This is a genomic window from Stakelama pacifica (assembly GCF_004361835.1).
GTDB classification, from domain to species: Bacteria; Pseudomonadota; Alphaproteobacteria; order Sphingomonadales; family Sphingomonadaceae; genus Sphingomonas; species Sphingomonas pacifica.
Window position 1 is genome coordinate 431,050 of sequence record NZ_SNWD01000002.1, and the last position, 25,238, is coordinate 456,287.

Genomic DNA, 25,238 nt, shown 5'->3' on the forward strand with positions numbered 1-25,238 from the left:
CCGATGCTGGCGCAGCTGCGCGACGATCCGCTGGCTCAGCCATCTTTGCCGGTGAAGCGCGACGGCGACCGGATCGCGATTCTGTTGCACGATGATGTCGCCTTCAGCCTGTCGGCGCGGATCGTCGATCCCGACGGCGGTTCGGCGGTCGAGGCGCTACCCGACCGGCTTGCCCTGTCAGGACAGCGAAGTGTCACGCGCTATCTCGCCGCCGAGGGGGCGACGCTCCATCGCTGGCGGCTGGCGGGTGATCGGCTGCATCCGGCCGGGACGCTTGGCTTGCACAGCGGGATGATCGTGCGCTGCGACGGCAGGGTGGAGGCGCAGCATGCGGCCCCCGGCAGCGGCGCTGCGCTGGCCGCGCTGACGGCCACGCTTCACGGGCGGGCGACGGACCCTATCCGAGAATATGCGCTGGACGACGGCGCGCTGCTGCGCACCGGCACGCGCGATCTCGACGCATCGCGGCGCCGGATGCTGTTGCGGCTGTTGCGCGAAACCGGGCATCCGCGCGCCGATGCTGCATTCGATGCTGCAAGCCGTCACCCGCAATATTTTCTGCGCTGGGAGGCGATGCGCGAATGGCTGGGCCATGACGCATGCGCAGCGCTGCCCCGGCTGCGCGAGATGGCAGCGAGCGACCCCGCCCGAGACGTGCGCTGTGCGGCGACCGAAATGGCGCGGCGAGTCGAGGCGAAAATCGCGACTGAGGTGCGATGCCCCGCCTGATCGATACCGGGCCGGTGTCGCCCGTCTCCTATGACGCTTTTGCCGAGGCGCTGGCGGTGAGCCCGATCGATATTCGCGATGAAGATGGCTTTGCGTCGCTGGCGCCGCTGCTCGCCCGGCTGGGGGCCAATCGCGACTTTCTGGCCGAAGCGGCGATTGCGGCGCTTGAACGCAGCCCGGCGGCGAAGGCGGGACACGGCTACGCGCCGCAGGTGCTGCTGCTCGATTCGCCCGATCCGCGCTTCGTGCTGCGCGCCGCTTTCTGGCCCGCCGCGGGCGACGCAGCGATGCGCGCGAGCGGCGGCGACGCCTTTGTGTATGGCCTGACCCACAATCATAATTTCGCGTTTCTGACGCATGGCTATATCGGCCCCGGCTATGACAGCGACTATTGGGCGTTCGATCCCGATAGCGGTGCATCGCGGCCCGGCGATGCTGCACAGCTTCGCTTTGCCGGTCGTTATCGCCTCAGCTCCGGCACTACGATGCTGGTTCACGCGCATCGCGACGTGCACCGGCAAATGCCGCCCGAGCGCTTTTCGGTCTCGCTCAACATCCTTGCGCGGCCCGGCGGCACGCCGTGGCAGCCGCAATATCGGTTCGATCCGGCGCGCGACATCATCACCGGCGAGATCGCGACGCTGCCCTCGCACGCGCTGATCGCGCTGGCGGCGCATTGTTCGCCCGCCGGGCGCGATCTTGCCGCGAGCTTTGCGCAAGACCATCGCTGCCCGCGCATGCGGAAAGCCGCGCTCTCCGCCTGTTGCGCGGCGCGGCTGCCCGATGCGGTGCGAATCGCCGAGGGCGCGGCGTCGGACGGCGCGACGGCGCTCGCCCGCCATGCCCGCGCGCTGCTCGGTCGCTCCGAAACGGATCAGTCTACCCCTGTGCAGGACCGCGCCGCGCGATAAGGGCGTTCGCGCATGAACCGCGCCGTGGCCATTGATGTCGATTTGCCCGGCCTGTTCGGCGCGATGCTGGCGCGCGACCTCGACGCCGTGCCCGCTGATGCCGCCGCGCGGCGATCGCCGCTGCTCACCCGCTGGGACGCGGGGCGGCAATGCGCGGCGGCGCGAGTCGCTGCGCTGCGCGAATCGGGGTGGCACGGGCCGCTGATGCTGCTCGCCGGTCGCGGCGCGCCGCTTGCCGAGGCGCTGGATGCGGGCGTCGAGGATGCCGCGACGACCGATATGGCGGCGGGCGAGATTGCCGCGCGGCTGGCGCGGATCGTCCGGCGCACGCCTGTGGCTGCGCTGCGCATCGGCGATGTCATGATCGATCCGCAGCGGCGCGATGCGTTTCGCGGCGGCAACCCGCTCGGCCTGTTGCCGCGCGAATTTCTGCTGCTGAGCTATCTTGCCGAACGGCGCGACCGCGCGGTCAGCCGTGCCGAATTGCTGCGCGCGGTGTGGAAGCTGGATTTCGATCCGGGCACCAATGTCGTTCAGGTCCATGTATCGCGGCTGCGCGCCCGACTGCGCCGCAGTGCGGCCCCGCTGATGCTCCATACCGAATATCGTAAAGGGTATCGCCTCACCGCCCCGCGCCCGGCATAAGCCGAAGCGAGCAACCAAGGAGGCGAAGCATGACGCAAGCGCGCATTACCCTGACCATCGATCGCGGCGTGGCCGATGTCCGGCTGAACCGGCCCGACAAGCTGAACGCGCTCGACCCGGCGATGTTTGCGGGCATCGCCGATACCATCGCAACGCTGGACGCGACGCCGGCCTTACGCGCCGTGGTGCTGTCAGGCGAAGGCCGCGCCTTTTGCGCCGGGCTGGATATGGCGAGCATGGCGTCGGGCGATAACGACACCGATCTGCTGGCGCGCGACCATGGCGATGCCAATCTGGCGCAGCAGGTCGCCTGGGGCTGGCGCAAGCTCGCCGTACCGGTGATCGGCGCAGTGCATGGGCTGGCCTTCGGCGGCGGGCTGCAGATCCTGTCGGGCGCCGATATCCGCTTTGCCGCAGCCGAAACGCGCTTTTCGGTGATGGAAATGAAATGGGGAATCGTCCCCGATATGGGCGGGTACGCGCTGTGGCGCGGACTGGTGCGCGACGATGTTCTGCGCGAGCTGATCTATACCGCGCGCGAGTTCGAAACGGACGAGGCAGTCGAAGCCGGTTTCGTCACGCATATCGCCGATGATCCGCGCGCGGCGGCGCTGGCGCTTGCCCGCGACATTGCGGGGCGCAACCCGCATGCGATCCGTGCGGCGAAGCGGCTTGCCAATCTCGCCTCCGATGCATCATCCGCCGATATCCTGATCGCCGAAAGCGACGAGCAGGTAAAATTGCTACGCAGCCCCAACCAGATCGAGGCGGTCGCCGCGAATATGGCGAAGCGCGCGCCCGATTTTACCGACTGAACCTCTCTTGCCCCGTCGCGCCGCCCGGTTAGAGTAAGCGCCCATACCGAAGGTTCGAAACAACCGAGAGAGAGGATCGCCATGCGGGAAGCCGCCATTGTCTCCACTGCCCGCACCGGCATCGGGAAAGCCTATCGCGGGGCGTTCAACGATACCGAGGCGCCGGTGCTGGGTGCGCATGTCATGAATGCGGCGATCCGCCGGGCGGGGATCGACCCGGCTCGGATCGACGACATCTTCTGGGGCGTGGGCAATCAATGGGGGACAAGCGGCGCGAATGCTGCACGCATGGCGGCGTTCGCGGCTGGCCTGCCGCAAAGCGTGCCGGGATTTACGCTCGATCGTAAATGCGGGTCGGGGCTGACCGCGCTGGCGCTCGCAGCACGCTCGATCATGTGCAACGAAATCGATGTCGCGCTGACCGGCGGGATGGAGTCGATCAGCCATACCGTCACGGCGGACGCGCCGCGCTATCGCAACGCATCGGTGCTCGCGAACCAGCCGCATGCCTATATGCCGATGATCGAAACGGCGGAGATCGTCGCCGAACGCTATGGCATTGCCCGCGAGGCGCAGGATGCCTTCGCTGCCGTCAGCCAACAGCGCGCGACCGCCGGGCTGGCGCAGGGCGCGTTCGAAGAAGAGATCGCGCCGATCACCGTCGAAAAGGCACTGTTCGACAAGGAAGGCAAGCGGATCGGGACCGAGACGGTGACGCTGTCGGCCGATGAGGGGATTCGCCCCGGCACCACCGCCGAAGTCCTGTCGGGCCTGAAACCGGTGTGGAAGAACGGCGAGGTGGTGAAACAGGGGCGCAATGTCACTGCGGGCAATGCGAGCCAGCTGTCCGACGGCGCGGCGGCGCAGATCGTCATGGACCGCAAAACCGCGCAAGCCGAGGGGCGCGAGATACTGGGCATCTATCGCGGCTTTCAGGTCGCGGGATGCGCGCCGGAGGAGATGGGCATCGGCCCGGTCTTCGCGATCCCGAAGCTGCTCGACCGGGCGGGGCTGCGCGTCGAGGATATCGGCCTGTGGGAAATCAACGAAGCCTTTGCCAGCCAGTGCCTCTATTGCCGCGATCAGCTGGGCATCGATCCCGAAAAGCTGAACGTCGACGGCGGCGCGATCGCAGTGGGCCATCCCTTCGGCATGACCGGCGCGCGGCTGGTCGGCCATGCCCTGATCGCAGCGAAGAAGCGCGGGGTGCGCTGGGCGGTCGTGTCGATGTGCACTGCGGGCGGAATGGGTGCGGCGGGATTGTTTGAGATCGTTTGAGGGGGAATAGAGGCAGCAGATTCTATCCGAGCGCGTCGGCCCCCGCCTCGATTGCCATGGCCGCTTCCGCAGGCGAGGCAATGCAACAGATCTTTACGCGGGTTCGCATGGAAACGTGCATGTCAACTGTCGGCCCGAGAAGCAATATCGGCCTGAAGACCGTCCGGTTCGCGGTGGTCGCAAGCCTTTGTTCAGCCGCCCCGATCCATTTGGTGGATGGGAAATGATCCAAAATGCGCCTCCGGACATTGTGCTTCCAACCCGCCTGAAGGAGTTTTACGCCATGCACCCCCGCCTGTCCCTGCTCGCTCTGCCGCTTGCGCTTGCTGCCTGTAACGGGGGCGGGGCGAAGGTCGACCATGCCGACGATCTCGCCAATGCGCAGGCGACACCGCCGTTCAACAGCGCCGCGCCTGCACCGACACCCACGCCAGCGGCATCCGCGAAGCCGATTCTCCTGTCGCAGGAGGATGAGAGCATCGATTTCGATTATGCGATCGCGGCGCAGGCGGCGGCGATTCCCGCGCTTCGCGATCAGCTGCTCCAGCGCGCGCAGGCGGACAAATCGGTCATGCTGAAGGATCAGGCCGAATATGCGCGCGAGATGAAGCAGAACGGCTTTCCCGTGCATCCTTATGGCCTCTCCACCAAATGGAAGGTGGCGGCGAATACCGACCGGCTGCTGGTGCTGGTGGCGGAAGGCTATCGCTATACCGGCGGCGCGCATGGCAGCGATTTTTACGAGCCGCTGATCTGGGACCGGCAGACATCGGGCCGGGTGGCGTTCGGCGATCTGTTCACCGACAAGGACGAGGCGCTGGCGACGATCCGCAAACCGTTCTGTGACACGCTCGACAAGATGCGGCTCAAACGGCGCGGCGGACCGATGGGCGAGCCGGGCGATTATTTCAATCGCTGCCCCGATTTCGGCGATGCCATAACGCTCGCCCCGGCAAAGACCGTCGGCGGCAAATTCGCCCGGATCGGCGTTTGGATTCCGGCAGATGTCGCGGGATCGCATGCCGAAGGATCGTATGAATATGATCTGGTGATTCCCAAGGCAATGGCCGAACTGGTAAAACCAGAATACCGCGCTTCGTTTCCGGGGACCTGATTACGGCGCGGCGCAAAACATGACTGGATTGCCGCGCGGCTTCGCCGCTCCCAATGACGGGTGGGGTGCGAACCGTCTCGAAAAACCGTCATTGCGAACTCGCGCAGCGGGTGACGCAATCCAGAGCAGCGCGGCACGCCTGATTTCTGGAATCGCGGCTGCCCGAGGCCGCGTCGACAAATTCCGAATGGGCAGCTTTCGGTATTTTTCGCCTAAAAGCTACCTTACCGGATACGCCCACTTTCAGACATTCGGCCTCTCTTCGCTCGATCCTTATTGCGGACGCTCCGCCAGCAGCGCATGTACACGCTATTGCCCATGTCGAAGCAAACCTCGAAATGCCTAACCGTCTCTTCGCTGCTCTGGCCACACTCTGGATCTTTTACGCCGTGCCAGTGCTATTGCTCGCCGCGATGACCGCTCAGGATGAGGAGCAGTTCCGCTTTCCACCGATCAGGGGGGCAGTCGACGCCATATTCTACGGTCTGCTTGTTCTGCCGCCACTACTGTGCGGCTTCATTTGGTTCCGCCAAGCAGGTAGCAGACAAACAGTCGCGGGTGTTGCAAGCTTGGCGATGGGCTGGGGGCTGGTTTTGATACTGGCCATACCGGTTGTTGGTCTGATGCTCCTCGCAGCAGGCGGCTTGTTCCTGAGCTAAGCGATAAGCTGTCAGTCCGCTTCCCACCCCAATTACTGTCTTACAAGCCCTGTCTGGAGCTTCCTGCGAGCGGTCGCTTCCGACGCGGTTGTCCGCGCCGCCTAGTCCTCTTCGCGCTTCGCCCCGTCTAACAATGCATCGCGCTTTGCCTTGTTGGCTGCGTCTCGCGCGCGTTCGGCCTTGGTACGGCCGAACGTGGCGCGGTTGGTTTGCGCGGCCGCCGCCTTCGCGGCCCGCGCGCGTTGTTTGCGCGCGGTGCGAAGGTTGACGACCTCGCCCATCAGTCAGCGAACAGCAGGACGGGCGTTTCGAGCAGCTTTTTCAGCGCCTGCACATAGCTTGCCGCGTCATAGCCATCGACGACGCGGTGATCGCACGAAATCGACAGGTTCATCAGCTTGGCGCGAACGATATCGTCGCCCTGAAATACCGGGCGTTCGACGATCTTGTTCGGGCCAATGATCGCGACCTCGGGCCGGTTGATGACCGGCGTGGTCGCGATGCCACCCAAAGGCCCAAGCGAGGTCAGCGTAATCGTGCCGCCCTGCATCTCCTCCGACTTCGCCTTGCCGCTGCGCGCGGCTTCGGACAGGCGGCCGATCTCGCTGGCGAGCTGCCAGACATTCATGTCCTGCGCATCGCGAAGCACCGGCACCATCAGCCCGGCATCGGTTTGCGTCGCCATGCCCATATTAACGCTGCCCGAGCGCGTCACCACGCCCGCTTCATCGTCATAGCGCGCGTTGAGCATCGGGAAATCGCGAAGCGTGCCGCAAATCGCGACGATGATGAAGGGAAGCACGGTAAGCTTGGGCCGCGAACCGCGATTGGCGTTCAGGCTGGCACGCATCGCCTCCAGCTCGGTCACGTCGATTTCGTCGACATAGGTGAAGTGCGGGATGTTGCGCTTCGACGCGGCCATATTTTCGGCGATGCGGCGGCGCATCCCGATCACCTTGACCGTTTCGTCGGCCCATCCGCGCTCGGCGTGCGGGGCGTGATAGCCCTGCGAACCGTTATAGCGCAGATACGCATCGAGATCGCCGTGGCGGACGCGATCACCATCGCTCGCCACATCGGCAAGGTCGATATTGAGGTCACGCGCACGTTTGCGCACCGCCGGGCTGGCGAGCACGGGCTTGTCGTGGTCCCGTCCCTCACCACCGTTCGGGCTGAGCTTGTCGAAGCCCTGTTCTTCTTTCTCCTGCGCCCGAGAAGAAGAGGACGGCGCTTCGACAGGCTCAGCGCGAGCGGGTTTGGAATTCGCCTTCGCCTTTTCGCGGATTTCCTTATCCTGCGCGTCGGTGGTGGCGCTGGCCTCTACCTCGCCCTCGGCCTCTACGCCGGGGGTTTCGACCGCGACCTGCTCCTCTTCGGCCTCCGCCGCAGATTCGTCATCGGTTTCGATGACGACGAGCATCGATCCGATCGCAACCTGATCGCCCTCTTCGCCCGCAACCTCGACGATCTTGCCCGCGACGGGGCTTTCCATTTCGACCGTTGCCTTGTCGGTCATCATATCGGCGAGCTGCTGGTCTTCCTCGACCGTGTCGCCGACCTTGACGTGCCATGCGACGATTTCGGCTTCCGAAATGCCTTCGCCGATATCGGGCAGTTTGAACGTGAACCGTGCCATCAGACTATCATCCTGAATATTTTCGGTGAGGACGTCATGCGTCCTTCATGATTTCCTTGAGCGCCTGCCCGATGCGAACCGGGCCGGGGAAATAGGCCCATTCGAGGCTGTGCGGATACGGCGTGTCGAAGCCGGTAACGCGCAGGATCGGAGCTTCGAGGTGATAGAAGCAGCGTTCCTGCACCGTCGCGGACAGTTCCGACCCGAAGCCTTGGGTGCGCGTCGCTTCATGCACAATCATGCACCGACCGGTCTTTTTGACGCTCTCGACAATCGTGTCGATGTCGAGCGGGACCAGCGTGCGAAGGTCGATAATCTCCGCATTCACGCCGCTTTCCGCCACGCTGTCGGCAACGACATGGACCATGGTGCCATAGCACAGGATCGTGACGGCATCGCCTTCACGCACCACCGACGCCTTGCCCAGCGGGATGCGGTAATAGCCGGTGGGCACTTCGCCGCCCGGATGGTTCGACCAGTTCTTCGCCGGGCGATCCCAATGGCCGTCGAACGGACCGTTATAGATGCGCTTGGGTTCGAAGAAGATGACCGGGTCATTATCCTCGATGCACGAAATCAGCAGCCCCTTGGCATCATAGGGCGTCGCCGGAATGACGGTTTTCAGCCCCGATACATGGGTGAAGATGCTTTCGGGCGATTGCGAATGCGTCTGGCCGCCGAAAATCCCGCCGCCGAACGGCGAGCGCACGGTCAGCGGCGCGATGAATTCGCCCGCCGAGCGATAGCGCAGCCGCGCCGCCTCGCTCACCAGCTGGTCGAGCGCGGGATAGATATAATCGGCAAACTGGATTTCGGGAACGGGGCGAAGGCCATAGGCACCCATGCCGATCGCCACGCCGATAATACCGCATTCGGTGATCGGCGTGTCGAACACGCGGGTCTTGCCATATTTCTTCTGCAGCCCCGCGGTGGCGCGGAAGACGCCGCCAAAATAGCCGACATCTTCGCCCATCACGACGACATTGTCGTCGCGCGCCATCATCACGTCCATGGCGGAGTTCACCGCCTGAATCATGTTCATCCGCGCCGTGTCGCCTTCGCGTTCGGGCGTGGGTGCGATGCGTGCTTCTTCGCTGGTAATATCGTTCATTGCCCGGCCCTCACTTCCGGTCCCAGGGACGGCCAGAGGCCTGTTCCTCGGCGATCATCTGCGCCTGTTGTTCTTTGAGGTGCCAGGGCATTTCCTCATACACCCCTTCGAACATCGTCTCGAACTGCTGGTGCAGGCCGTGGCCGAGAATGCCGTTCTTTTCGGCTTCCTTCTGCGTCTTGCGAACCAGATCGGCGCATTCCTGATCCATCGCCGCCTGACGATCCTCATCCCATTCGCCAAGCGCGATGAGATGATCCTTCAGCCGCTTGATGGGATCGCCCAGCGGCCATTTGGTCCATTCCTGCGCGCTGCGATACCCGCTGGGGTCGTCGGAGGTCGAATGCCCCTCGGCACGATAGGTGAAATGTTCGATGAGCGTCGGCCCCTGATTGGTGCGCGCGCGCTCGGCTGCCCAATGCGTCGCGGCATAGACGGCGAGCGGATCGTTGCCGTCGACGCGAAGCCCGGCAATGCCATAGCCGACAGCACGCGCGGCAAAGGTGGTGGCTTCGGCACCTGCGAACCCCGAAAAGCTGGAAATCGCCCATTGGTTGTTGACGACGTTCATGATGACCGGCGCGCGATAGACAGTCGCGAAGGTCAGCGCCGAATGGAAGTCGCCTTCCGCCGTCGATCCTTCGCCGCACCATGTCGCGGCAATCCGGCTGTCGCCCTTTGCCGCCGACGCCATCGCCCAGCCGACGGCCTGCGGATATTGGGTGGTGAGGTTGCCGGAGATCGAGAAGAACCCGTCTTCGCGTGACGAATACATGATCGGCAGCTGCTTGCCCTGCAGCTTGTCGCCCTTGTTCGAATAGATCTGGTTCATCATTTCGATCAGCGCATAGCCGCGCGTGATCAAAATGCCCTGCTGGCGATAGCTGGGGAAACACATGTCATCGCCGGCCAGCGCCATGGCGGCGGACACCGATACAGCCTCTTCGCCGGTGCATTTCATGTAGAAGCTGGTCTTGCCCTGACGCTGCGCACGGAACATGCGCTCGTCAAAGGCGCGGGTCAGCGCCATGTTGCGCAGCATGGTGCGCAGCGAATCGGGGTCGAGGCGCGGATCCCATGGCCCCACCGCCTTGCCGTCTTCATCGAGCACGCGAACCAGCCCATAGGCCAGTTCGTGAAACTCCGACGGGTTGTCGCCCGGTTCGGGCCGCCGCGCTGATCCCGCAGCGGGCACCTCGATATCGGAAAAATCGACCTCATCGCCGGGCCGGTATTTCGGCTCGGGAACGTGCAGCGATAGCTGCGGTCGGTTGGCGCGCTGATGGTCGCCGGTCATCGTCTCTCCAGAATTTGCGTCTTTATGAACCCAAAGCGGCGTGCTCGGGTCCGGTTCCGCACGTTGTTATAAAATTATAAAGGGCTTGGCGAGTCCCCCTTCGACTAGCCGCGCCGATCAAGCGGGTTCGATCGCGATAACTTGCTGTTCTATCACGCCGAAAATCGGGTGATGCCGGTCATCCTCAGCCCAGATTCGCACCGTATCTCCGGGTTTGAGAAATTCGGTTTTAGCCTCGCCATGGCGGATCGTTTCGACGGTGCGCTGCTCTGCAAGACACGTATAGCCGACACCGCCCTCCGCGACAGGACGACCCGGCCCGCCATCCGCATCGCGGTTGGAAACGGTGCCCGATCCGATGATCGTGCCCGCGCCCAGCTTTCGCGTCTTTGCGGCATGCGCGATCAGCGTGCCGAAATCGAAGGTCATATCCTCGCTCGCCATCGGATGGCCGAACGGCTCGCCGTTGAATTCGACCATCATCCGGCGATGCAGCTTGCCCTCGCGCCACCACTCGCCGAGCGAATCGGGCGTTACGAAAACGGGGGAGAAGGCGCTGGCCGGTTTGGAATTAAAGAAACCGAAGCCCTTGGACAGTTCGCCGGGGATCAGGCCGCGCAGGCTGACATCATTGGTCAGGCCGACCAACCGGACGGCGGCAAGCGCTTCATCGCGCCCCGCCCCCATCGGCACATCGCCGGTGACAACGACAACCTCGCCCTCAAAATCGGCGCCCCAGCTTTCGTCGCCCAGCGGAATCGGATCGCGGGGTGCAAGAAAGCCGTCCGACCCGCCCTGATACAGCAAAGGATCGGTCCAGAAGCTTTCGGGCATTTCCGCGCCCCGCGCCTGCCGCACCAGCGCGACATGGTTCACATAGGCCGAACCGTCCGCCCATTGATAGGCGCGCGGGAGCGGCGATGCTGCATCATGTTCGTGGAAGCGCTCACGCGGGATCGCTTCATGCGCAAGGTCGGTGGAAAGGTTGCGAAGCGCGGGTTCATGGGCATCCCAGTCGTCGAGCGCTGCCTGCAGCGTGGGCGCGATATGACCCGCATCGGCATACCAGGCGAGATCGTCCGACGCCACGACCAGCCGCCCGTCGCGTCCCCCTTTGAGGCTTGCGAGCTTCATATCCTCTTCTCCTTTATATCCTTGTCCGATCGCTCCCACAGAAAGCGGAACGCGGCAAGCGGTTGCGTGTTGACACTGCTCCCCTCCCTCCGCATCGCGTGCCCTTATGCATTCCGGCCTCCGCTTTCTCGATCATCCCGGCGAAATGGCGGAGCGTATCCGCAACGCCGACTGGAGCGCCCACCCGCTGGGGCCGATCGAGAGCTGGTCGCAGCCGCTTCGTTTTGCGGTGAATATCTGCCTCGGATCGCGCTTTCCCTGTGCCATCTATTGGGGGGCGGACCAGATTCTGCTCTACAACGATGCATGGGCGCCGATCCCCGCCGACCGCCATCCCTGGGCGCTGGGGCGCAAGGGTGCCGAGGTGTGGGCCGATATCTGGGACGTGGTCGGTCCGCAGCTCGCCGAGGTCGTGGACACGGCGCAGGGATTTGCGACCTATGACCAGCAGCTGATGATGGAGCGCGGCGGAATCCCGCGCGAAACCTATTGGAATTACAGCTTTACCCCGATCCGCGACGAAACGGGCAAGGTCGTCGGCATCCTCAATCAGGGAAACGAAACCACGCGCTCGGTCATGGCGGCGCGGATGCGGATCGCGCAGATCGACCGGTTCCGGGAGATTGTTGATCAGGCGCCGGGCGCAATCGCGCTGCTCCACGGCCCCGATTATGTGTTCGAAATCGCCAATCGTTCCTATTGCGATCTGATCGGCAGGCAGGATGTCATCGGCCGCCCGGTGCACGATGTCGTTCCGGAGGCGGTGCGTCAGGGATTTGTGGCGCTGCTCGACACCGTGTTTCGCAGCGGAGAGCCGTATCGCGGCGATTCGGTGCCGATCGAATTCGATCGCGGTCCGGATCAGCCGCCCGAGCGGCGCGTCATCGATTTCATCTATCAGCCGCTTACCGACAAAAACGGCATGGTCACCGATATTTTTATCGAGGCCAATGACGTCACCGAAAAGATCGAGGCGGTGGAGGCACTGCGCGAGGTGAACGAGGCGCAGCGCTTCGTTCATGCGCTGTCCGAAAATCTGCGCGATCTGGATACGGTCGCTGCGGTCATGGATTTCGCCGCCCATGCCCTTGCCGAACGGCTGGGTGCCGATCGGGCGGGGTTCGTTCGTGTGGGCCCCGGGGATGAACTCGATTTCTCCGCCGGATGGAATAATGGCCGCCTGCCCCCCCTCACCGGCCGGGTCGCGCCCGAGACCGTCAGTCGGTTCGGGCTGGAGCGATTTCGCAATGGCGAAACGCTGCTGGTGCAGGATCTCGAACGCGAGAGCCGGCCCGGCGACGGACGCGCGGGCCTGTCGCCCGCCGGGATCGGCGTACCGGTGATGCGCGGCGGCGCATGGATCGCCAGCCTGTTCGTCAGTCAGGCCACGCCCCGCCAATGGCGGCAGGAGGATGTCGCGCTGGTCGAAGCGGTGGCGGAAACCAGCTGGGACGCGGTCGAACGAGTAGAGGCGCTGTCTGCGCTGCGCGAAAGCGAGGCACAGTTCCGGGCGATCACCAATTCGATCGACGATATGGTGTGGTCGTCCCGGCCCGACGGCCATGTCGATTTCTATAACGACCGCTGGTACCAGTTTACGGGCGTCCCCTCCGGATCGACCGACGGATCGAGCTGGGCGAACGTGCTGCATCCCGAAGATGTCGAACGCGCGGGCAGGACATGGCAGCATTCGCTCGCCACGGGCGAACCCTATCATATCGAATATCGGATGCGGCACCATAGCGGCACCTATCGCTGGGCATTGGGGCGTGCGCAGCCGGTGCGTGACGAAAGCGGCGCCATCACCCGCTGGTTCGGCACCTGTACCGAGATACAGGCGCTGGTCGAGGCGCGCGAAGTGCTCGCCCGCTCGCGCGAAGAGCTGGAAGCCGAAGTCGATCAGCGTACCCGCCAGCTGATGGAGGCGGAGGCGAAGCTGCGTCATGCCCAGAAGATGGAGGCGGTGGGCCAGCTGACCGGCGGTATCGCGCACGATTTCAACAATATGCTCGCAGTCGTGCTGGGCGCACTCGACCTGATGGAGCGGCGCATCGAACGCGGCGAAGCGGATGTTTCGCGCTATATCGTCGCGGCGCGCGACGGGGCTTCGCGCGCGGCGTCGCTGACCCAGCGGCTGCTCGCCTTTTCGCGCCGCTCGCCGCTGTCGCCGCAATCGGTCGATGTGGGCGAGATGGTCGCCGGCATGTCCGAACTGCTCAATCGTACGCTGGGCGAAGCGATCCGGGTCAAAACCGACATCAGCGCAGCCAGCTGGTCAGCGATCGCCGATCCCAGCCAGCTCGAAAACAGCATCATCAATCTGGCGGTCAATGCCCGCGATGCGATGCCCGATGGGGGAGTGTTGCGGATCGCCACGGTCAACCGTACGGTCGACGCGGCTGAGTGCGAAGGCAGCGCGCTTTCGCCGGGCGATTATATCGAGATTTGCGTCAGCGATACCGGCATCGGCATGGCGCCGGACGTGGCGGCGCGCGCATTCGACCCGTTTTTCACGACCAAGGAAGTGGGCAAGGGCACCGGGCTCGGCCTCAGTCAGATTTTCGGCTTTGCGCGGCAGTCGGGCGGCGATGTCCGCATCGAAAGCACGCCGGGTACCGGCACCGAGGTCCGCCTGCTATTGCCGCGCGATCAGCGCAACCTGCCGCGCGAAGATAGTGCGCGGACCGGCAATCGCAGCGCCGCGGCGGGGGGCAGCGAAACCATATTGCTGGTCGAGGATGAAACGCGGGTGCGCGCCTTTTCGGCCGAAGCGCTGCGCGATCTCGGCTATTCGGTGCTGGAGGCTCGTAATGGCGAGGAAGCGCTGTCGATCATTGCATCGGGCGCGGTGCCGGACCTGCTCTTCACCGATGTCATCATGCCGGGGATGACCGGCCGCGCGCTCGCCGAACGGGTGCGGCAGCAATTGCCGGGATTGCGGCTGCTCTTCACCAGCGGTTATACCCGCGATGCGATGGATCAGGCGAGCAGCCTTGCCCCCTCCACGCTGGTGCTGCCCAAACCGTTCGGGATCGGCGAGCTGGCGCGCGCGGTACGCGATGCGATCGACGGCCCTGTGATGCACAAGGGCATGGACGTGGACGCGCCGGGCGACTAGTCCCGCCCGCGCAGGTTCCACAGGAAGGACGAGAGCATTGGCGAATGTTGCGGTGATCGGTGCCCAATGGGGCGATGAAGGCAAGGGCAAGATCGTCGACTGGCTCGCCGAGCGCGCTGATATGGTGGTGCGCTTTCAGGGCGGGCATAATGCGGGCCATACGCTGGTCGTCGGCGACACCACCTATAAGCTTTCGCTGCTCCCCTCCGGCATTGTGCGCGGCACGCCCTCGGTGATCGGCAATGGCGTGGTGCTCGATCCCTGGGCGCTGAAGGCGGAGATCGGACGCCTGCGCGAACAGGGGGTCGATGTCACCCCCGACACGCTGATGATCGCCGAAAATTGCGCGCTGATCCTTCCCTTTCACCGCGATCTCGACGGCTTGCGCGAAGATGCCAGCGGTCAGGGCAAGATCGGGACGACGCGGCGCGGCATCGGCCCCGCGTATGAGGATAAGGTCGGGCGCCGCGCGATCCGGGTGTGCGACCTTGCCCATCTCGACGATCTGGGACCGCAGCTCGACCGGCTGACCGCGCATCACGACGCGCTGCGCGCCGGTTTCGGCGAATCGCCGATCGATCGCGATGCGCTGATCGCCGAACTGCGTGAGATTGCGGGCTTCGTGCTGCCCTTCGCGCAGCCGGTATGGCGCAACCTTAACGAAGCGCGCTCGCGCGGGCGGCGCATTTTGTTCGAGGGCGCGCAGGGCGTGCTGCTCGATATCGATCACGGCACCTATCCGTTCGTCACCTCCTCCAACACGATCGCGGGCACCGCGGCGGGCGGATCGGGGCTGGGGCCGAGCGCGGTCGGCTTCGTGCTGGGCATTGCCAAAGCGTACACGACGCGCGTCGGCTCCGGCCCCTTCCCCACCGAACTCAATGACGATACGGGGCAGCGGCTGGGTGAGCGCGGGCATGAATTCGGCACGGTGACCGGGCGCAAGCGCCGCTGCGGCTGGTTCGATTCGGTGCTGGTGCGTCAATCGGTGGCGGTATCGGGCGTGACCGGGATCGCGCTGACCAAGCTCGACGTGCTCGACGGGTTCGACGCGGTGAAGATCTGCACCGGATACCGGCTGAACGGTCAGGATTACGACTATTTCCCCGCGCATGCCGCCGATCAGGCAGGCGTCGAGCCGGTGTACGAGGAAATCGAAGGCTGGAGCGAATCGACCGCCGGCGCGCGCAGCTGGGCCGACCTTCCGGCACAGGCGATCAAATATATCCGCCGCGTCGAAGAGCTGATCCAGTGCCCGGTCGCGCTGGTGTCGACCAGCCCGGAACGCGAAGACACGATTCTGGTCCGCGATCCGTTCGCGGACTGAGTTTCATGCTCCCCTGCCGTTTACGCTGAGCGAAGTCGAAGCGCCGCCCTTCTTGCCTGCGCTGTAAGAAGAACGGTCCTTCGACAAGCTCAGGACCAGCGGCATGGGTGGGTAAGCCGCATTTCGCGCGATGGCGAACCCTTCAGCCGACAAACACCGCGAATGCTGACTAGCCCGCGCCCACTATGACGCGATCAGCACTTCGCCCCGCGCTGGCTCACCCGTACCCGGCGGCACCATGCTGGGATTTGTCGGGTAGCTGCTGCCGTTAAAGCGCAGTCGCGCGCGATAGGCTGGAATCGTACCGCCGCCCGCTACGGTCACCTCCAGATCGCGCCAGCCATTGGTCCGGCTATCCAGCACACGGATCGGCAGCCGGGCAACGGTGATGCGGGTGACAACGCGATAGCCGCCCTTCGGCATTCTAGCGACGACGAACAGGTTGCAGCCGCCCGACCCGCAATAGCTTCGCCCCTGTGCATAAATCAGCCCTTCAGGAACGCCGTCGCCGTTAAGATCGGCTTCGGCGAGCATTGCCTTGCCTCCATCGAGCAGGGTTGCGGCATAGGCCTGCAAGCTTTGCGGCGCGCGATGCGCTGCCTGCGACGGGGCAGCGATCAGCGCGATCGGAATCAGCGCGGCCATTGGCCCGGCCACTTTCACCCGCTTACCCGCATTGGGCGCGGTGGAGCAGTTTCTGGTCGGCGAGAACCAGCGCGACCATTGCTTCGACCACGGGCACGCCGCGAATGCCGACACAGGGATCGTGGCGACCTTTGGTGGCGATTTCGCTTGCCTCGCCCTCGCGCGTCACCGTTTCGACGGGGATCAGGATCGAGCTGGTCGGTTTGAACGCGACGCGCAGGCGCACCGGCTGGCCGGTCGAGATGCCGCCCGCAATGCCGCCCGCATGGTTGGCGAGAAATTCGGGGCCATCGGTGCCGGGGCGCATCGGATCGGCATTCGCCTCACCCGAAAGCGCAGCCGCGCCGAAGCCGTCGCCGATCTCGACGCCCTTGACTGCGTTGATGCTCATGCAGGCCGCCGCGAGTTCGCTGTCGAGCTTGGCGTAGAGCGGCGCTCCCCATCCTGCCGGAACGCCGGTCGCTTCGCATGTCACCACTGCGCCTAGCGACGAGCCTGCCTTGCGAGCGGCATCAACGAGCTTTTCCCAGCGCCTGGCCGCTTCCCGGTCGGGGCAGAAAAAGGGGTTGTTGCCGATTTCGTTCGCATCGAACTTTGCCGGATCGATTCGGTCGCCGCCGATCGATTCGACCCATGCGGTGATCGTCACTTCCGGAATGACCGCCCGCGCCACCGCGCCCGCCGCGACGCGCGCTGCGGTTTCGCGCGCGCTGCTGCGCCCGCCGCCGCGATAGTCGCGAAAGCCGTATTTGGCGTCATAGGCATAATCGGCATGGCCGGGGCGATAGGCTTTGGCGACCTCGGAATAATCTTTCGATCGCTGGTCGGTATTTTCGATCATCAGCGAAATCGGCGTGCCGGTGGTGCGCCCTTCGAACACCCCCGACAGGATGCGCACCGCATCGGGTTCGCGCCGCTGCGTCGTGAAACGCGACGTGCCCGGACGACGCTTGTCGAGAAAGGGCTGAATATCGCTTTCGGACAGCACCAGCCCCGGCGGGCACCCGTCGACGACCGCGCCCAGCGCAGGCCCGTGGCTTTCGCCCCAGGTGGTGAAGCGGAAAACGCGACCGAATGTGTTGTAGCTCATGCGGCCTTCGCTGGCGAAGCGGTTTCCATCCGGTCGGCAAGCAGCGTGGCGATCGCGATGTCCTCGTCGAGCGCCTCCCAATGGATGCCGCTGGGCGAGAGGAAGAAGTCCTTCCGCTCCGCCTCGCTGCCGTTCAGCAGGCGCGGAAACCATGCCAGCGGCACGCCGATCGTGCGCCCGTCCTCAAGCTTCACCCACATCGAGTCTTCGTCGAACGTGACGTCAGTTGCTTCCGGTGAAAAAGGCGTCCCATGCATCTTTGATTTCCTGTCGGCGTCGTGTCACGATTGCTTGTACCACCCGCAATTCACGCGGGGTGAGGCGTCGATTATAGGCGATCCGCACATCGGGATACAGCCAAAGCTTGGCATCGCCGCCGGGCCGCGCGACATGGATATGGGCTGGCTCCAGCGGATCGCCTTCGCCCGAATAGAAGTGAAACCGAAATCCGGCCTCCCAAAACACCACCGGCATCACTGTTCCCTTGTCGTCGTCACCCCTCCGCCAACGCGGCGAAGGCGTCGGCGTGGCGGGCCTCGCCGCGCGGGCCGCAGGGAAGCCCGCCCTGCAGGTCCAGCGCCAGCAGGAAGGGACCGGCATAGGGCGAATCGAACCCTTCGGCGGCTTGCGCCGAAAAGCCGAAGCGATTGTAAAATCCCGGTTCGCCGAGCACGAACATCAGCAGCGCGCCCGCTTCGCGCATCCGGTCGATGGCGGCGCGGATCAGCGCCTCGGCCGTGCCGCTGCCGCGATGTTCGGGGAGCACCGCCACCGGCGCCAGCGCGACGGCGGGGGCGGGGTCGCCGCCGATGGAAAGCGTCATCCGGCTGACCGCGACCAGTCCCTGCACGTCACTGGTCGCTTCATCGCGCGCGATCAGGACAAGGACCAGCTCGCCGTCGATCGCAAGCTGCTTGACCAGATTCGCTTCTGCCGGGCGGGCGAAGCAGCGGCCGAGGACATGGTCGATATCGGCGGCATCGACGGGCCGCGCGGGGTGGATGACGCTGCTCATGCCGCGACGATCTCCACCCGGTTGCCGTGCTCGTCCTCGGTAAAGAACCGCTCCCGGCTGCCGAGCGGGATATCGGCGCGGACCGGATGGCCCGCCGCCTCGACCGCGCTGCGCAACGCGGTCAGATCGTCCACGGCGATCGCCACATGCGCTTTTGTCGCGGGCCGGAAATCGGGATCGACGCCGATGTGCAGTTGCAGCGCGCCGATCGCGAACCAGCAACCGCCGCGCCCCGCCTGCTCGGCAGGTTTGGGGATTTCAGAAAGGCCGATCACGCCGCCGTAAAAGCGCCGCGCAGCATCCTCCCCGCCCGCCGGAATGGCGACCTGCACATGATCGAGCGTCGCCGCCATGGTGTCAGCTCAGCGCGATATCGGGCGCGTCCTCGGCCTTCATGCCGATGACATTATAGCCCGCATCGACATGATGGATTTCGCCGGTAACGCCGCTCGACAGGTCGGACAGAAGATACAGGCCGGCGCCGCCGACATCGTCGATGGTGACGTTGCGCTTCAGCGGGCTGTTGAGCTCATTCCATTTCAGAATGTAGCGGAAATCGCCGATACCGCTGGCGGCCAGCGTCTTGATCGGCCCGGCCGAGATCGCGTTCACCCGGATATTGTCGCGCCCCAGATCGACCGCGAGATACTGGACCGACGTGTCGAGCGCCGACTTTGCGACGCCCATGACATTGTAATGCGGAACGACCTTTTCCGACCCGTAATAGGTCAGCGTCAGCAGCGCTCCGCCATTGGGCATCATCGCCTGTGCGCGCCTCGCCACTGCGGTAAAGCTGTAGACCGAGATGTTCATCGTCATCAGGAAATTGTCGAGGCTAGTATCGTAATAGCGCCCGCGCAGCTGATTCTTGTCCGAAAAGCCGATGGCGTGCACGACGAAATCGATCGTAGGCCATTTGTCGGCAAGCTGCGCAAACGCAGCGTCGAGCCGGTCCATGTCGGACACGTCGCATTCGATCAATGTGTCGCTGCCCAGCTGTTCGGCGAGCGGGCGCACGCGCTTGGCCAGCGCTTCGCCCTGATAGGTGAAGGCCAGCTCCGCCCCCTGTTCAGCAAGCTGCTTCGCGATGCCCCAGGCCAGCGACTTGTCGTTGGCCAGGCCCATAATCAGCCCGCGCTTGCCCTGCATCAATCCCGTCACGTCCGACTTGCTCCTTATTCTTCCGGCCGCTCGGGCCTTGAAAGGTCGTCTAGCTCGTCAAGGGGCACTTCCGCCAGTGCCGCGTTCAATTCGGCGCCGATCACTACGCCAAGCCCGACGATATAGAAGAAAATCAACACGATCATCACCCCGGCAAGGCTGCCATAGGTCAGATCGTAGCCGCCCAGCTGACCGATAATGACGGGAAGCAAAGCCGTGACGGCGAGCCACCAGAACGTGACAAAGGCAGGACCGGGCCATTTCGGGCAGTCGCCGCTGCGATAGCGGCTGGGGGTCAGCGTGTAGAAGAGGATATAGAGCGCGCCGAACAGCGCGATTGCCGGCACGACGCGGGTCAGCGACACGGCCTGCGCCCAGCCGGTGGCGAAGGGCAGCACGCGCAGGATAAATTGCTCGACGCCCGTCAGCACCACCTGAAAACTGAACGACAGCATCACCAGCACCACCGATGCGATGATCAGGCCCACCGAACCCAGCCGGTTCTCCCAGAAAGGGCGGCTCGACACCGTGCCGTACGCGCGGTGGAGGATCGATCGGACGGTTTCGATGAAGCTCGCCGTGGTCCACAGCCCGACCAGCGCGCCCAGCCAGAGCAGTGAGCCCGAGCGCGCGGCGAGCACATCGCTGATCGGCTGATACAATACGCTCGACACATCGGGCGGTACGGTGCGCAGAAATGCGTTCAGCGCATTAAGCCCGTCGCCCGTCCGACCGACCAGCCGCGCGACCGCCGCCGCGACGATAAAGAACGGAAACAGCGTCAGCAGCGACAGATAGGCAAGGTTGCCGGCATGCATGAACCCGTCGTTCCACACGCCGATCGCAACCCGCTTCGTCACCTCGATCGCGCGGTCGCTGATCCCCAGATCGTCGAGCCGCCGATGGATTTTTCCGCCCAGCCCCTTGCGCCGGGCCTCGGGAGATTCGGGAGAGCCGTCTTCCGCCACAAGCGCGTTAAACGCCGAGGCCCGTCCGCGGGTTGCGAATATCGCCCGTCCAGTTTTCAACGAACTGCTTCAGCCCCGCATCGTTCGCCGGAATTTCCAGCATCAGCGTGACGAGCTGATCGCCGCGCCCGCCGCCCTTTTTGTGAAAGCCGCGCTCTTTCAGGCGAAGTATCTTGCCCGAGCTCGACCCGGCGGGGATCGTCAGCATCACCGCGCCGTCGACCGTCGGCACCCGCACCTTGCCGCCCAGCACCGCCTCTTTCAGCGTCACCGGCAGGTCGAGCCGGATATTGTCGCCGTCGCGGGTGTAGAATTTATGCGGCTGAATCTCGATCGTGACGATGCCATCGCCATTGCCGCCCGGCCCCGGCTGTCCTTTGCCGGTCAGGCGCATCTGGGTGCCGTCCTCGACCCCGGCGGGGAGTTTCAGGTCGATCGTCTTACCGTCGGAAAGCGTGATCCGCTGCGGACGGAGCGCCGCTGCATCCTCGAACGGAACGGAAAGGCGATAGGCAGTGTTTGCGCCCTTGGGCTGTTGCCGCTTGCCGAAGCCCGAATTGCCGTATCCGCTACGAAAGCCGCCGCCGCTGCTTTGCCCGCGTCCTCCGCCGAAGCCGAACAGGCCTTCGAAAATATCGCCCAGATCGCCGCTGTCGCCGCCACCGCCGAAATCGAACTGCGATCCGCCCGAGCGGAACCCGCCGCCGCCGGGACCGCCCGCACCGCCGCCGAAGCCGAAGGGCGAGGTGGGATTGCCGTCGGCATCGATTTCGCCCCGGTCGAAACGCGCGCGCTTATCCTTGTCGGTGAGCAGGTCATAGGCCTGAGTCACCTGGCTGAACCGCTCCGCCGCCTTCGGATTATCGCGATTGCGGTCGGGGTGCAGCTCCTTGGCGAGCTTGCGATACGCTTTTTTGATATCGGCCTCGCTCGCCCCGCGCGCGACGCCCAAAGTTGCATATGGATCGGCCATTATTGTCCTGAACGTTCGAATAAGTCTTTGGCTGCTACATCGTCTTCGCTGCGCCGGTGCGCAAGGGCCGCGTCATCCGCCGGTGTCGAGCGGCGCGACATCGACCGAAACCTCCATCTGCTGCGCGCCCGATCCCAGCATCACCCCGTCGATCGGCGCGACATCGCCATAATCGCGTCCGATGGCGACGACGACGTGATCCTCGGCCATCCAGATGCCGTTGGTCGGATCGATCCCGACCCAGCCATGGTCCGGGCCGCACCACAACAGGACCCAGGCATGGGTGGCGTCCGCGCCGACCAGCCGCTCCTCGCCCGGCGGCGGCAGCGTGCGCAGATAGCCCGAGGCATAGGCCGCGGGAAGCCCGGCGGCGCGCAGCCCCGATATCATGATCTGCGCGAAATCCTGACACACGCCGCCGCGCTGGGCAAAGGCCTGAGCCGGCGGGGTATCGACCAGGGTGGCGGAAGGGTCAAAGGCGAAATCGCGCTGAATCCGCCGGGCTAGCGCGATTCCCGCCTCAAGCGCGCCGCGCGCCGGATCGAGCTCGTCCGAACACCAGCGGGCGATATCGGGGTCGAGCGGGATACGCGGTGAGGGATAGAGATAGGCGGCGGGTCCGGCGGGCGACAGGTCGCGGCTTTCGCGCGCCATCCGCGCAATATCGGCAAGCGTCGGATCGCCCTCGCCCGGCATCGGGATCGGCCGGTTCACGTCCACCCGCGCGCTGCTTTCGATGGTCAATATCCGCGTCGGCCGATCGACCACCAGCCGCACCATATTGGCCAGCCCCGCCGGTGCGCGGGCAGGAACGAAATGCCCGCCCGGTTCGACCGACAGGCGATAGTCCTCCAGCGTCTGGCCCGACCACAGGATCGGCTTCAGCCGCAGATTGCACCGGGCGAACGCGGCGGGATCGCCATAATCGAACCGGGTGATATGGCGAATGGCATAGCGCATCATCCCAGCGTCAATCCTTCGGCACGCAGCGGCTCGCCCGCCTGCAGGAAATAGCGGCGCGCGATCGCGTCCGACAATCCGGCGAGGCGAACATCGATATCGTGCAACATCGCCTGATCCAGATCGGCAGCGCGCCATGTCTTCAGCAGCGCGACGATCTCATCGGCACGTGCCTGCTGCGGTTCGGCGAGGCCGTCATCGGAGAGCACCGGCAGCGCGGACAGATGCTCGGCGATCGCCGCCACCTGAAACGCAAGGCCGCGCGGATTGCTGGCATCGAATGCGATCAGGTCGACCACCGGCACCCGTGCCGGTCCCGCCATATAGCGCTGGCGATAGCTGATCTGGCTGTCGGCAAGGTCGAGCAGCGTCGAAAGATCGTCGCCGGTCACGTCGCCGCTGATAAAGGCGCGCAAGGTTCGGCTGACCGCCATGGCGCGCTCCAGACGGCGGCCCAGATCGATAAAGCGCCAGGCATGGGTGCGCGCCATATGTTCGGCGCACAGCCCGGCAATCGCAGCGTAGCGCCGCTGAAGACTTCCCGCTTTGTCGAGCAGCCCGCCGCGCGTCGGGAAGGGCGCTTCGAGCAGGCGGATCATATCGGCGGCCAGCCGGTCGCGCATCCCGTCGCCGATGCCGCGCGCCTGACGATTGATCGCGCGCACCGAAAAGCCGGTGCCTTCCCCGGCCAGCGCGGTCCGCGCGAATTCGACCAGCTCGGCCCGGCCCGTACCCGGCGGCGGGGGTGCAGCCGTCCCGGCAACCACCAGCCCGACCAGCCGCCCGATCGTGGCCTGCGACAGGGCAGCGCCGGTATCTGCGCTGATCGAATGGCCGAGCAGTACGCGAATCACGCCGAGCAGCGCCTCGCCCCGCTCCAGATAGCGGCCGAGCCAGAACATATTATCGGCGGCGCGGCTGGGCAGCGTGCCGGGATTGCGGCGCAGACGAATTTCCTCCGGGCCGGGGAGCAGCGTCACCGGTTCGACGGCGTGCGATGCGGTGACGCACACATCCGCCGACCAGCTCCCCTCACCCATCAGCGCGGCACGCGGGTCGGGATGCTCGCCGATCCGGGCAAAACCGCCGGGAAGCACTGCCCAGCGCCCGTCGCTTCCGCGCGCGGCAAAGACGCGCAGCATGAACGGGCGCGGCGCGAGCGCGCCGTCGGCGACGACGGGCATGGTCGACAGCCTGACGATCTCCTGCCCGATATAATCCTGCGGGCGGCGGGCCATATCGGCGATCAGCGTGTCGCGCGCCTTTCCCGAAAGATCGGCGCCGAGCACCTTCGCCCCCCCGGGCAGGCCCAAAGGCGCATCGCCGAATGCAGGTGCGATTACCAGCCGGTCGAGATTGTCGCGGATATAGTCGGCCTGATCGCTCTGGCCCGCCCACCAGGTCGCGATATTGGGCAGGCGCAGCTCCTGCCCCGTCAGGCGAAGCGACAGGCGCGGCATGAAGGCGGAGAAAGCGGGCGCCTCCGCCGCGCCCGATCCCGGCGCGTTCGACACCACGACATTGCCCGCCGCCATCGCATCGACCAGCCCGGGCACGCCGATATGCGAGGTCGAATCGAACGCCAGCGGGTCGAGCAGGCGCGGATCGAGTCGCCGCAGCAGCGCGTCGATCCGCTTCACCCCCGCAATGGTGCGCACATAGAGCTGGTCGTCGATCACGGTCAGATCGGCGCCCTCGACCAGCATGAAGCCCAGATAGCGGGCAAGATGCGCCTGTTCGGCATAGCTGGGGTCGAACCGCCCGGCGGTGAGCAGCCCGATGCGCGGATCCGATCGGCGGCACAAGGCAGCGAGCCCGTCGCGCAGCGCGGCGAAGAAAGGCGCATGACGCTCGATATTCAGCCGCGATTGCAGCCCGCCCAGCATCCGCGCTGCCGCCAGCCGGTTTTCGAGCGCATAGCCCGCTCCGGCAGGCGCGCGCAGATGATCGGCGAGCACGCGCCATTCGCCGGTCGGCCCCCGGCACAGATCGGCGGCGAAGAAATGCAGCTGATATCCGCCCGGCGGCGCGACCCGCGCCATCGGGCGAAGGAAGAACGGGCTGCCGGTCACCAGCGCGGCGGGAATATGGCCGCGCTCGACCAGCCGGGCATCGCCGTAGAGGTCGAACAGAATGGTTTCCATCAGGCTTGCACGCTGCGCCACGCCATCGGCGATGGTCCGCCATTCGCCCTCGTCGATCATCAGCGGGATCGGCGATAACGGCCAGGGCCGCTCGTCATGTTCGCCCGCGATGCGATATCCGGTGCCGATATCCTCCGCCTGACGCTGAGCGCGCTCCTGCGCATTGGAGAGACGGCCGCCGCTCACCCGCGCCAGTTCCTCGAACATGCCGTGCCATGCGGCGCTGGCGCTCCCGCGCGCCGAGCAGAGCATGTCGGCGGCGGGCGAATGCGCGCAATATTCGGCGATCCAGCGGTCGGCGATCGCGCCTGCGTCCATCGCATCGGCGGCGCGGTCAGCCATGAATTGCCATGCGCATCAATTTGCCCCCATCGCCGGTTCCGGCTGCTTCTCCCCCAAAGCGGGCGCGTGGGCAACCATCGTCTCGATGGCTTTATAGCGGGCAGCCATCAAAGCGGTGCATCGCGATACGAAGAACCGCGCTTCAACAAGGTCAGCGCAAACGGTT

The 25,238-nt window shown here is 65.1% G+C and carries 25 protein-coding genes; 9 read left to right on the plus strand and 16 right to left on the minus strand.

Going from position 1 to position 25,238, the window contains the following annotated elements; translation table 11 throughout:
• Positions 1-3: 3 nt before the first annotated feature.
• The 7 genes from EV664_RS05180 (at position 4) to EV664_RS05215 (ending at position 6,151) form a co-directional block, all read left to right on the plus strand.
• On the plus strand, positions 4-729 hold the full coding sequence (locus tag EV664_RS05180) for a hypothetical protein (protein WP_133494599.1): 726 nt from the start codon (positions 4-6) through the stop codon (positions 727-729).
• Entirely contained in the window at positions 717-1,640 is a 924-nt protein-coding gene (locus EV664_RS05185) for a transposase (protein ID WP_133494600.1), read from the plus strand. Before EV664_RS05180 ends, EV664_RS05185 begins: the two co-directional genes overlap by 13 nt.
• 12 nt (positions 1,641-1,652) lie before the next feature.
• On the plus strand, positions 1,653-2,285 hold the full coding sequence (locus EV664_RS05190) for a response regulator transcription factor (RefSeq protein WP_133494601.1): 633 nt from the start codon (positions 1,653-1,655) through the stop codon (positions 2,283-2,285).
• Between the two features lie 29 nt (positions 2,286-2,314).
• A complete protein-coding gene (locus EV664_RS05195; RefSeq protein WP_133494602.1) occupies positions 2,315-3,100 on the plus strand; it encodes a crotonase/enoyl-CoA hydratase family protein in 786 nt (261 codons plus the stop codon).
• 81 nt (positions 3,101-3,181) lie between these two features.
• On the plus strand, positions 3,182-4,378 hold the full coding sequence (locus tag EV664_RS05200; RefSeq protein WP_133494603.1) for an acetyl-CoA C-acyltransferase: 1,197 nt from the start codon (positions 3,182-3,184) through the stop codon (positions 4,376-4,378).
• Positions 4,379-4,661: 283 nt separating this feature from the next.
• Entirely contained in the window at positions 4,662-5,492 is an 831-nt protein-coding gene (locus tag EV664_RS05210; protein WP_162848771.1) for a DUF4163 domain-containing protein, read from the plus strand.
• 338 nt (positions 5,493-5,830) lie between these two features.
• Positions 5,831-6,151, plus strand: coding sequence for a hypothetical protein (locus tag EV664_RS05215; protein WP_133494605.1), 321 nt, complete (start codon positions 5,831-5,833; stop codon positions 6,149-6,151).
• Positions 6,152-6,252: 101 nt separating this feature from the next.
• On the opposite strand, the gene EV664_RS05220 is transcribed toward EV664_RS05215, so the two are convergent.
• The 5 genes from EV664_RS05220 to EV664_RS05240 all read right to left on the minus strand — a co-directional run bounded on the left by EV664_RS05220 (position 6,253) and on the right by EV664_RS05240 (position 11,329).
• A complete protein-coding gene (locus EV664_RS05220) occupies positions 6,253-6,432 on the minus strand; it encodes a DUF4169 family protein (RefSeq protein ID WP_133494606.1) in 180 nt (59 codons plus the stop codon).
• Positions 6,432-7,787 (minus strand): dihydrolipoamide acetyltransferase family protein, encoded by a 1,356-nt coding sequence (locus tag EV664_RS05225; RefSeq protein ID WP_133494607.1) that lies wholly within the window; start codon positions 7,785-7,787, stop codon positions 6,432-6,434. Before EV664_RS05225 ends, EV664_RS05220 begins: the two co-directional genes overlap by 1 nt.
• A 34-nt stretch (positions 7,788-7,821) precedes the next feature.
• The gene (locus EV664_RS05230; protein ID WP_133494764.1) at positions 7,822-8,829 is read right to left on the minus strand and encodes an alpha-ketoacid dehydrogenase subunit beta; all 1,008 of its coding nucleotides are present in this window, start codon (positions 8,827-8,829) and stop codon (positions 7,822-7,824) included.
• Between the two features lie 79 nt (positions 8,830-8,908).
• Positions 8,909-10,195, minus strand: a complete 1,287-nt coding sequence (locus EV664_RS05235) for a 3-methyl-2-oxobutanoate dehydrogenase (2-methylpropanoyl-transferring) subunit alpha (RefSeq protein WP_133494608.1) — start codon at positions 10,193-10,195, stop codon at positions 8,909-8,911.
• 117 nt (positions 10,196-10,312) lie between these two features.
• The gene (locus EV664_RS05240; protein WP_133494609.1) at positions 10,313-11,329 is read right to left on the minus strand and encodes a fumarylacetoacetate hydrolase family protein; all 1,017 of its coding nucleotides are present in this window, start codon (positions 11,327-11,329) and stop codon (positions 10,313-10,315) included.
• Between the two features lie 106 nt (positions 11,330-11,435).
• Between EV664_RS05240 and EV664_RS05245 the strand changes: the two genes are divergently transcribed.
• Together EV664_RS05245 and EV664_RS05250 are read left to right on the plus strand one after the other, a co-directional pair.
• Positions 11,436-14,447 carry a PAS domain-containing protein gene (locus EV664_RS05245; protein WP_229668087.1) on the plus strand — a complete coding sequence of 1,004 codons (3,012 nt, stop codon included), beginning with the start codon at positions 11,436-11,438 and terminating at the stop codon, positions 14,445-14,447.
• Between the two features lie 37 nt (positions 14,448-14,484).
• On the plus strand, positions 14,485-15,774 hold the full coding sequence (locus tag EV664_RS05250) for an adenylosuccinate synthase (protein ID WP_133494610.1): 1,290 nt from the start codon (positions 14,485-14,487) through the stop codon (positions 15,772-15,774).
• A gap of 183 nt (positions 15,775-15,957) precedes the next feature.
• Here the strand turns inward: EV664_RS05250 and EV664_RS05255 are convergent, their stop codons facing one another.
• The 11 genes from EV664_RS05255 to EV664_RS05305 all read right to left on the minus strand — a co-directional run bounded on the left by EV664_RS05255 (position 15,958) and on the right by EV664_RS05305 (position 25,072).
• Entirely contained in the window at positions 15,958-16,419 is a 462-nt protein-coding gene (locus tag EV664_RS05255; protein ID WP_133494611.1) for a hypothetical protein, read from the minus strand.
• A gap of 22 nt (positions 16,420-16,441) precedes the next feature.
• Positions 16,442-17,509 carry a chorismate synthase gene (gene aroC / locus EV664_RS05260; protein ID WP_133494612.1) on the minus strand — a complete coding sequence of 356 codons (1,068 nt, stop codon included), beginning with the start codon at positions 17,507-17,509 and terminating at the stop codon, positions 16,442-16,444.
• Entirely contained in the window at positions 17,506-17,766 is a 261-nt protein-coding gene (locus EV664_RS05265; RefSeq protein WP_133494613.1) for a DUF2442 domain-containing protein, read from the minus strand. Before EV664_RS05265 ends, aroC begins: the two co-directional genes overlap by 4 nt.
• Positions 17,732-17,983, minus strand: a complete 252-nt coding sequence (locus EV664_RS05270; RefSeq protein ID WP_133494614.1) for a DUF4160 domain-containing protein — start codon at positions 17,981-17,983, stop codon at positions 17,732-17,734. Before EV664_RS05270 ends, EV664_RS05265 begins: the two co-directional genes overlap by 35 nt.
• A 19-nt stretch (positions 17,984-18,002) precedes the next feature.
• Positions 18,003-18,524 carry a GNAT family N-acetyltransferase gene (locus EV664_RS05275; RefSeq protein WP_133494615.1) on the minus strand — a complete coding sequence of 174 codons (522 nt, stop codon included), beginning with the start codon at positions 18,522-18,524 and terminating at the stop codon, positions 18,003-18,005.
• Positions 18,521-18,877, minus strand: coding sequence for a VOC family protein (locus EV664_RS05280; RefSeq protein ID WP_133494616.1), 357 nt, complete (start codon positions 18,875-18,877; stop codon positions 18,521-18,523). Before EV664_RS05280 ends, EV664_RS05275 begins: the two co-directional genes overlap by 4 nt.
• A gap of 4 nt (positions 18,878-18,881) precedes the next feature.
• Positions 18,882-19,685, minus strand: a complete 804-nt coding sequence (fabI, locus tag EV664_RS05285) for an enoyl-ACP reductase FabI (protein WP_133494617.1) — start codon at positions 19,683-19,685, stop codon at positions 18,882-18,884.
• Positions 19,686-19,699: 14 nt separating this feature from the next.
• Entirely contained in the window at positions 19,700-20,653 is a 954-nt protein-coding gene (locus tag EV664_RS05290; protein ID WP_133494618.1) for a YihY/virulence factor BrkB family protein, read from the minus strand.
• Between the two features lie 7 nt (positions 20,654-20,660).
• A complete protein-coding gene (locus EV664_RS05295) occupies positions 20,661-21,626 on the minus strand; it encodes a DnaJ C-terminal domain-containing protein (RefSeq protein ID WP_133494619.1) in 966 nt (321 codons plus the stop codon).
• Between the two features lie 72 nt (positions 21,627-21,698).
• Positions 21,699-22,586 (minus strand): transglutaminase family protein, encoded by an 888-nt coding sequence (locus EV664_RS05300; protein WP_133494766.1) that lies wholly within the window; start codon positions 22,584-22,586, stop codon positions 21,699-21,701.
• Positions 22,586-25,072, minus strand: coding sequence for a circularly permuted type 2 ATP-grasp protein (locus tag EV664_RS05305; protein WP_133494620.1), 2,487 nt, complete (start codon positions 25,070-25,072; stop codon positions 22,586-22,588). Before EV664_RS05305 ends, EV664_RS05300 begins: the two co-directional genes overlap by 1 nt.
• Between the last annotated feature and the right edge of the window lie 166 nt (positions 25,073-25,238).

What these genes read in the sequence shown, in the direction of transcription:
- EV664_RS05225 (WP_133494607.1), bottom strand. Translation starts at nt 7,787, where the DNA reads ATGGCACGGTTCACGTTCAAACTGCCCGATATCGGCGAAGGCATTTCG.
- EV664_RS05305 (WP_133494620.1), bottom strand. Translation starts at nt 25,072, where the DNA reads ATGGCTGACCGCGCCGCCGATGCGATGGACGCAGGCGCGATCGCCGAC.
- EV664_RS05275 (WP_133494615.1), bottom strand. Translation starts at nt 18,524, where the DNA reads ATGAGCAGCGTCATCCACCCCGCGCGGCCCGTCGATGCCGCCGATATC.
- EV664_RS05230 (WP_133494764.1), bottom strand. Translation starts at nt 8,829, where the DNA reads ATGAACATGATTCAGGCGGTGAACTCCGCCATGGACGTGATGATGGCG.
- EV664_RS05200 (WP_133494603.1), top strand. Translation starts at nt 3,182, where the DNA reads ATGCGGGAAGCCGCCATTGTCTCCACTGCCCGCACCGGCATCGGGAAA.
- EV664_RS05220 (WP_133494606.1), bottom strand. Translation starts at nt 6,432, where the DNA reads ATGGGCGAGGTCGTCAACCTTCGCACCGCGCGCAAACAACGCGCGCGG.
- EV664_RS05180 (WP_133494599.1), top strand. Translation starts at nt 4, where the DNA reads ATGCTGGCGCAGCTGCGCGACGATCCGCTGGCTCAGCCATCTTTGCCG.
- EV664_RS05255 (WP_133494611.1), bottom strand. Translation starts at nt 16,419, where the DNA reads ATGGCCGCGCTGATTCCGATCGCGCTGATCGCTGCCCCGTCGCAGGCA.
- EV664_RS05300 (WP_133494766.1), bottom strand. Translation starts at nt 22,586, where the DNA reads ATGCGCTATGCCATTCGCCATATCACCCGGTTCGATTATGGCGATCCC.
- EV664_RS05265 (WP_133494613.1), bottom strand. Translation starts at nt 17,766, where the DNA reads ATGCATGGGACGCCTTTTTCACCGGAAGCAACTGACGTCACGTTCGAC.
- EV664_RS05215 (WP_133494605.1), top strand. Translation starts at nt 5,831, where the DNA reads ATGCCTAACCGTCTCTTCGCTGCTCTGGCCACACTCTGGATCTTTTAC.
- EV664_RS05235 (WP_133494608.1), bottom strand. Translation starts at nt 10,195, where the DNA reads ATGACCGGCGACCATCAGCGCGCCAACCGACCGCAGCTATCGCTGCAC.
- EV664_RS05280 (WP_133494616.1), bottom strand. Translation starts at nt 18,877, where the DNA reads ATGGCGGCGACGCTCGATCATGTGCAGGTCGCCATTCCGGCGGGCGGG.
- aroC (WP_133494612.1), bottom strand. Translation starts at nt 17,509, where the DNA reads ATGAGCTACAACACATTCGGTCGCGTTTTCCGCTTCACCACCTGGGGC.
- EV664_RS05195 (WP_133494602.1), top strand. Translation starts at nt 2,315, where the DNA reads ATGACGCAAGCGCGCATTACCCTGACCATCGATCGCGGCGTGGCCGAT.
- EV664_RS05270 (WP_133494614.1), bottom strand. Translation starts at nt 17,983, where the DNA reads ATGCCGGTGGTGTTTTGGGAGGCCGGATTTCGGTTTCACTTCTATTCG.
- EV664_RS05190 (WP_133494601.1), top strand. Translation starts at nt 1,653, where the DNA reads ATGAACCGCGCCGTGGCCATTGATGTCGATTTGCCCGGCCTGTTCGGC.
- EV664_RS05245 (WP_229668087.1), top strand. Translation starts at nt 11,436, where the DNA reads ATGCATTCCGGCCTCCGCTTTCTCGATCATCCCGGCGAAATGGCGGAG.
- EV664_RS05295 (WP_133494619.1), bottom strand. Translation starts at nt 21,626, where the DNA reads ATGGCCGATCCATATGCAACTTTGGGCGTCGCGCGCGGGGCGAGCGAG.
- EV664_RS05185 (WP_133494600.1), top strand. Translation starts at nt 717, where the DNA reads ATGCCCCGCCTGATCGATACCGGGCCGGTGTCGCCCGTCTCCTATGAC.
- EV664_RS05210 (WP_162848771.1), top strand. Translation starts at nt 4,662, where the DNA reads ATGCACCCCCGCCTGTCCCTGCTCGCTCTGCCGCTTGCGCTTGCTGCC.
- EV664_RS05240 (WP_133494609.1), bottom strand. Translation starts at nt 11,329, where the DNA reads ATGAAGCTCGCAAGCCTCAAAGGGGGACGCGACGGGCGGCTGGTCGTG.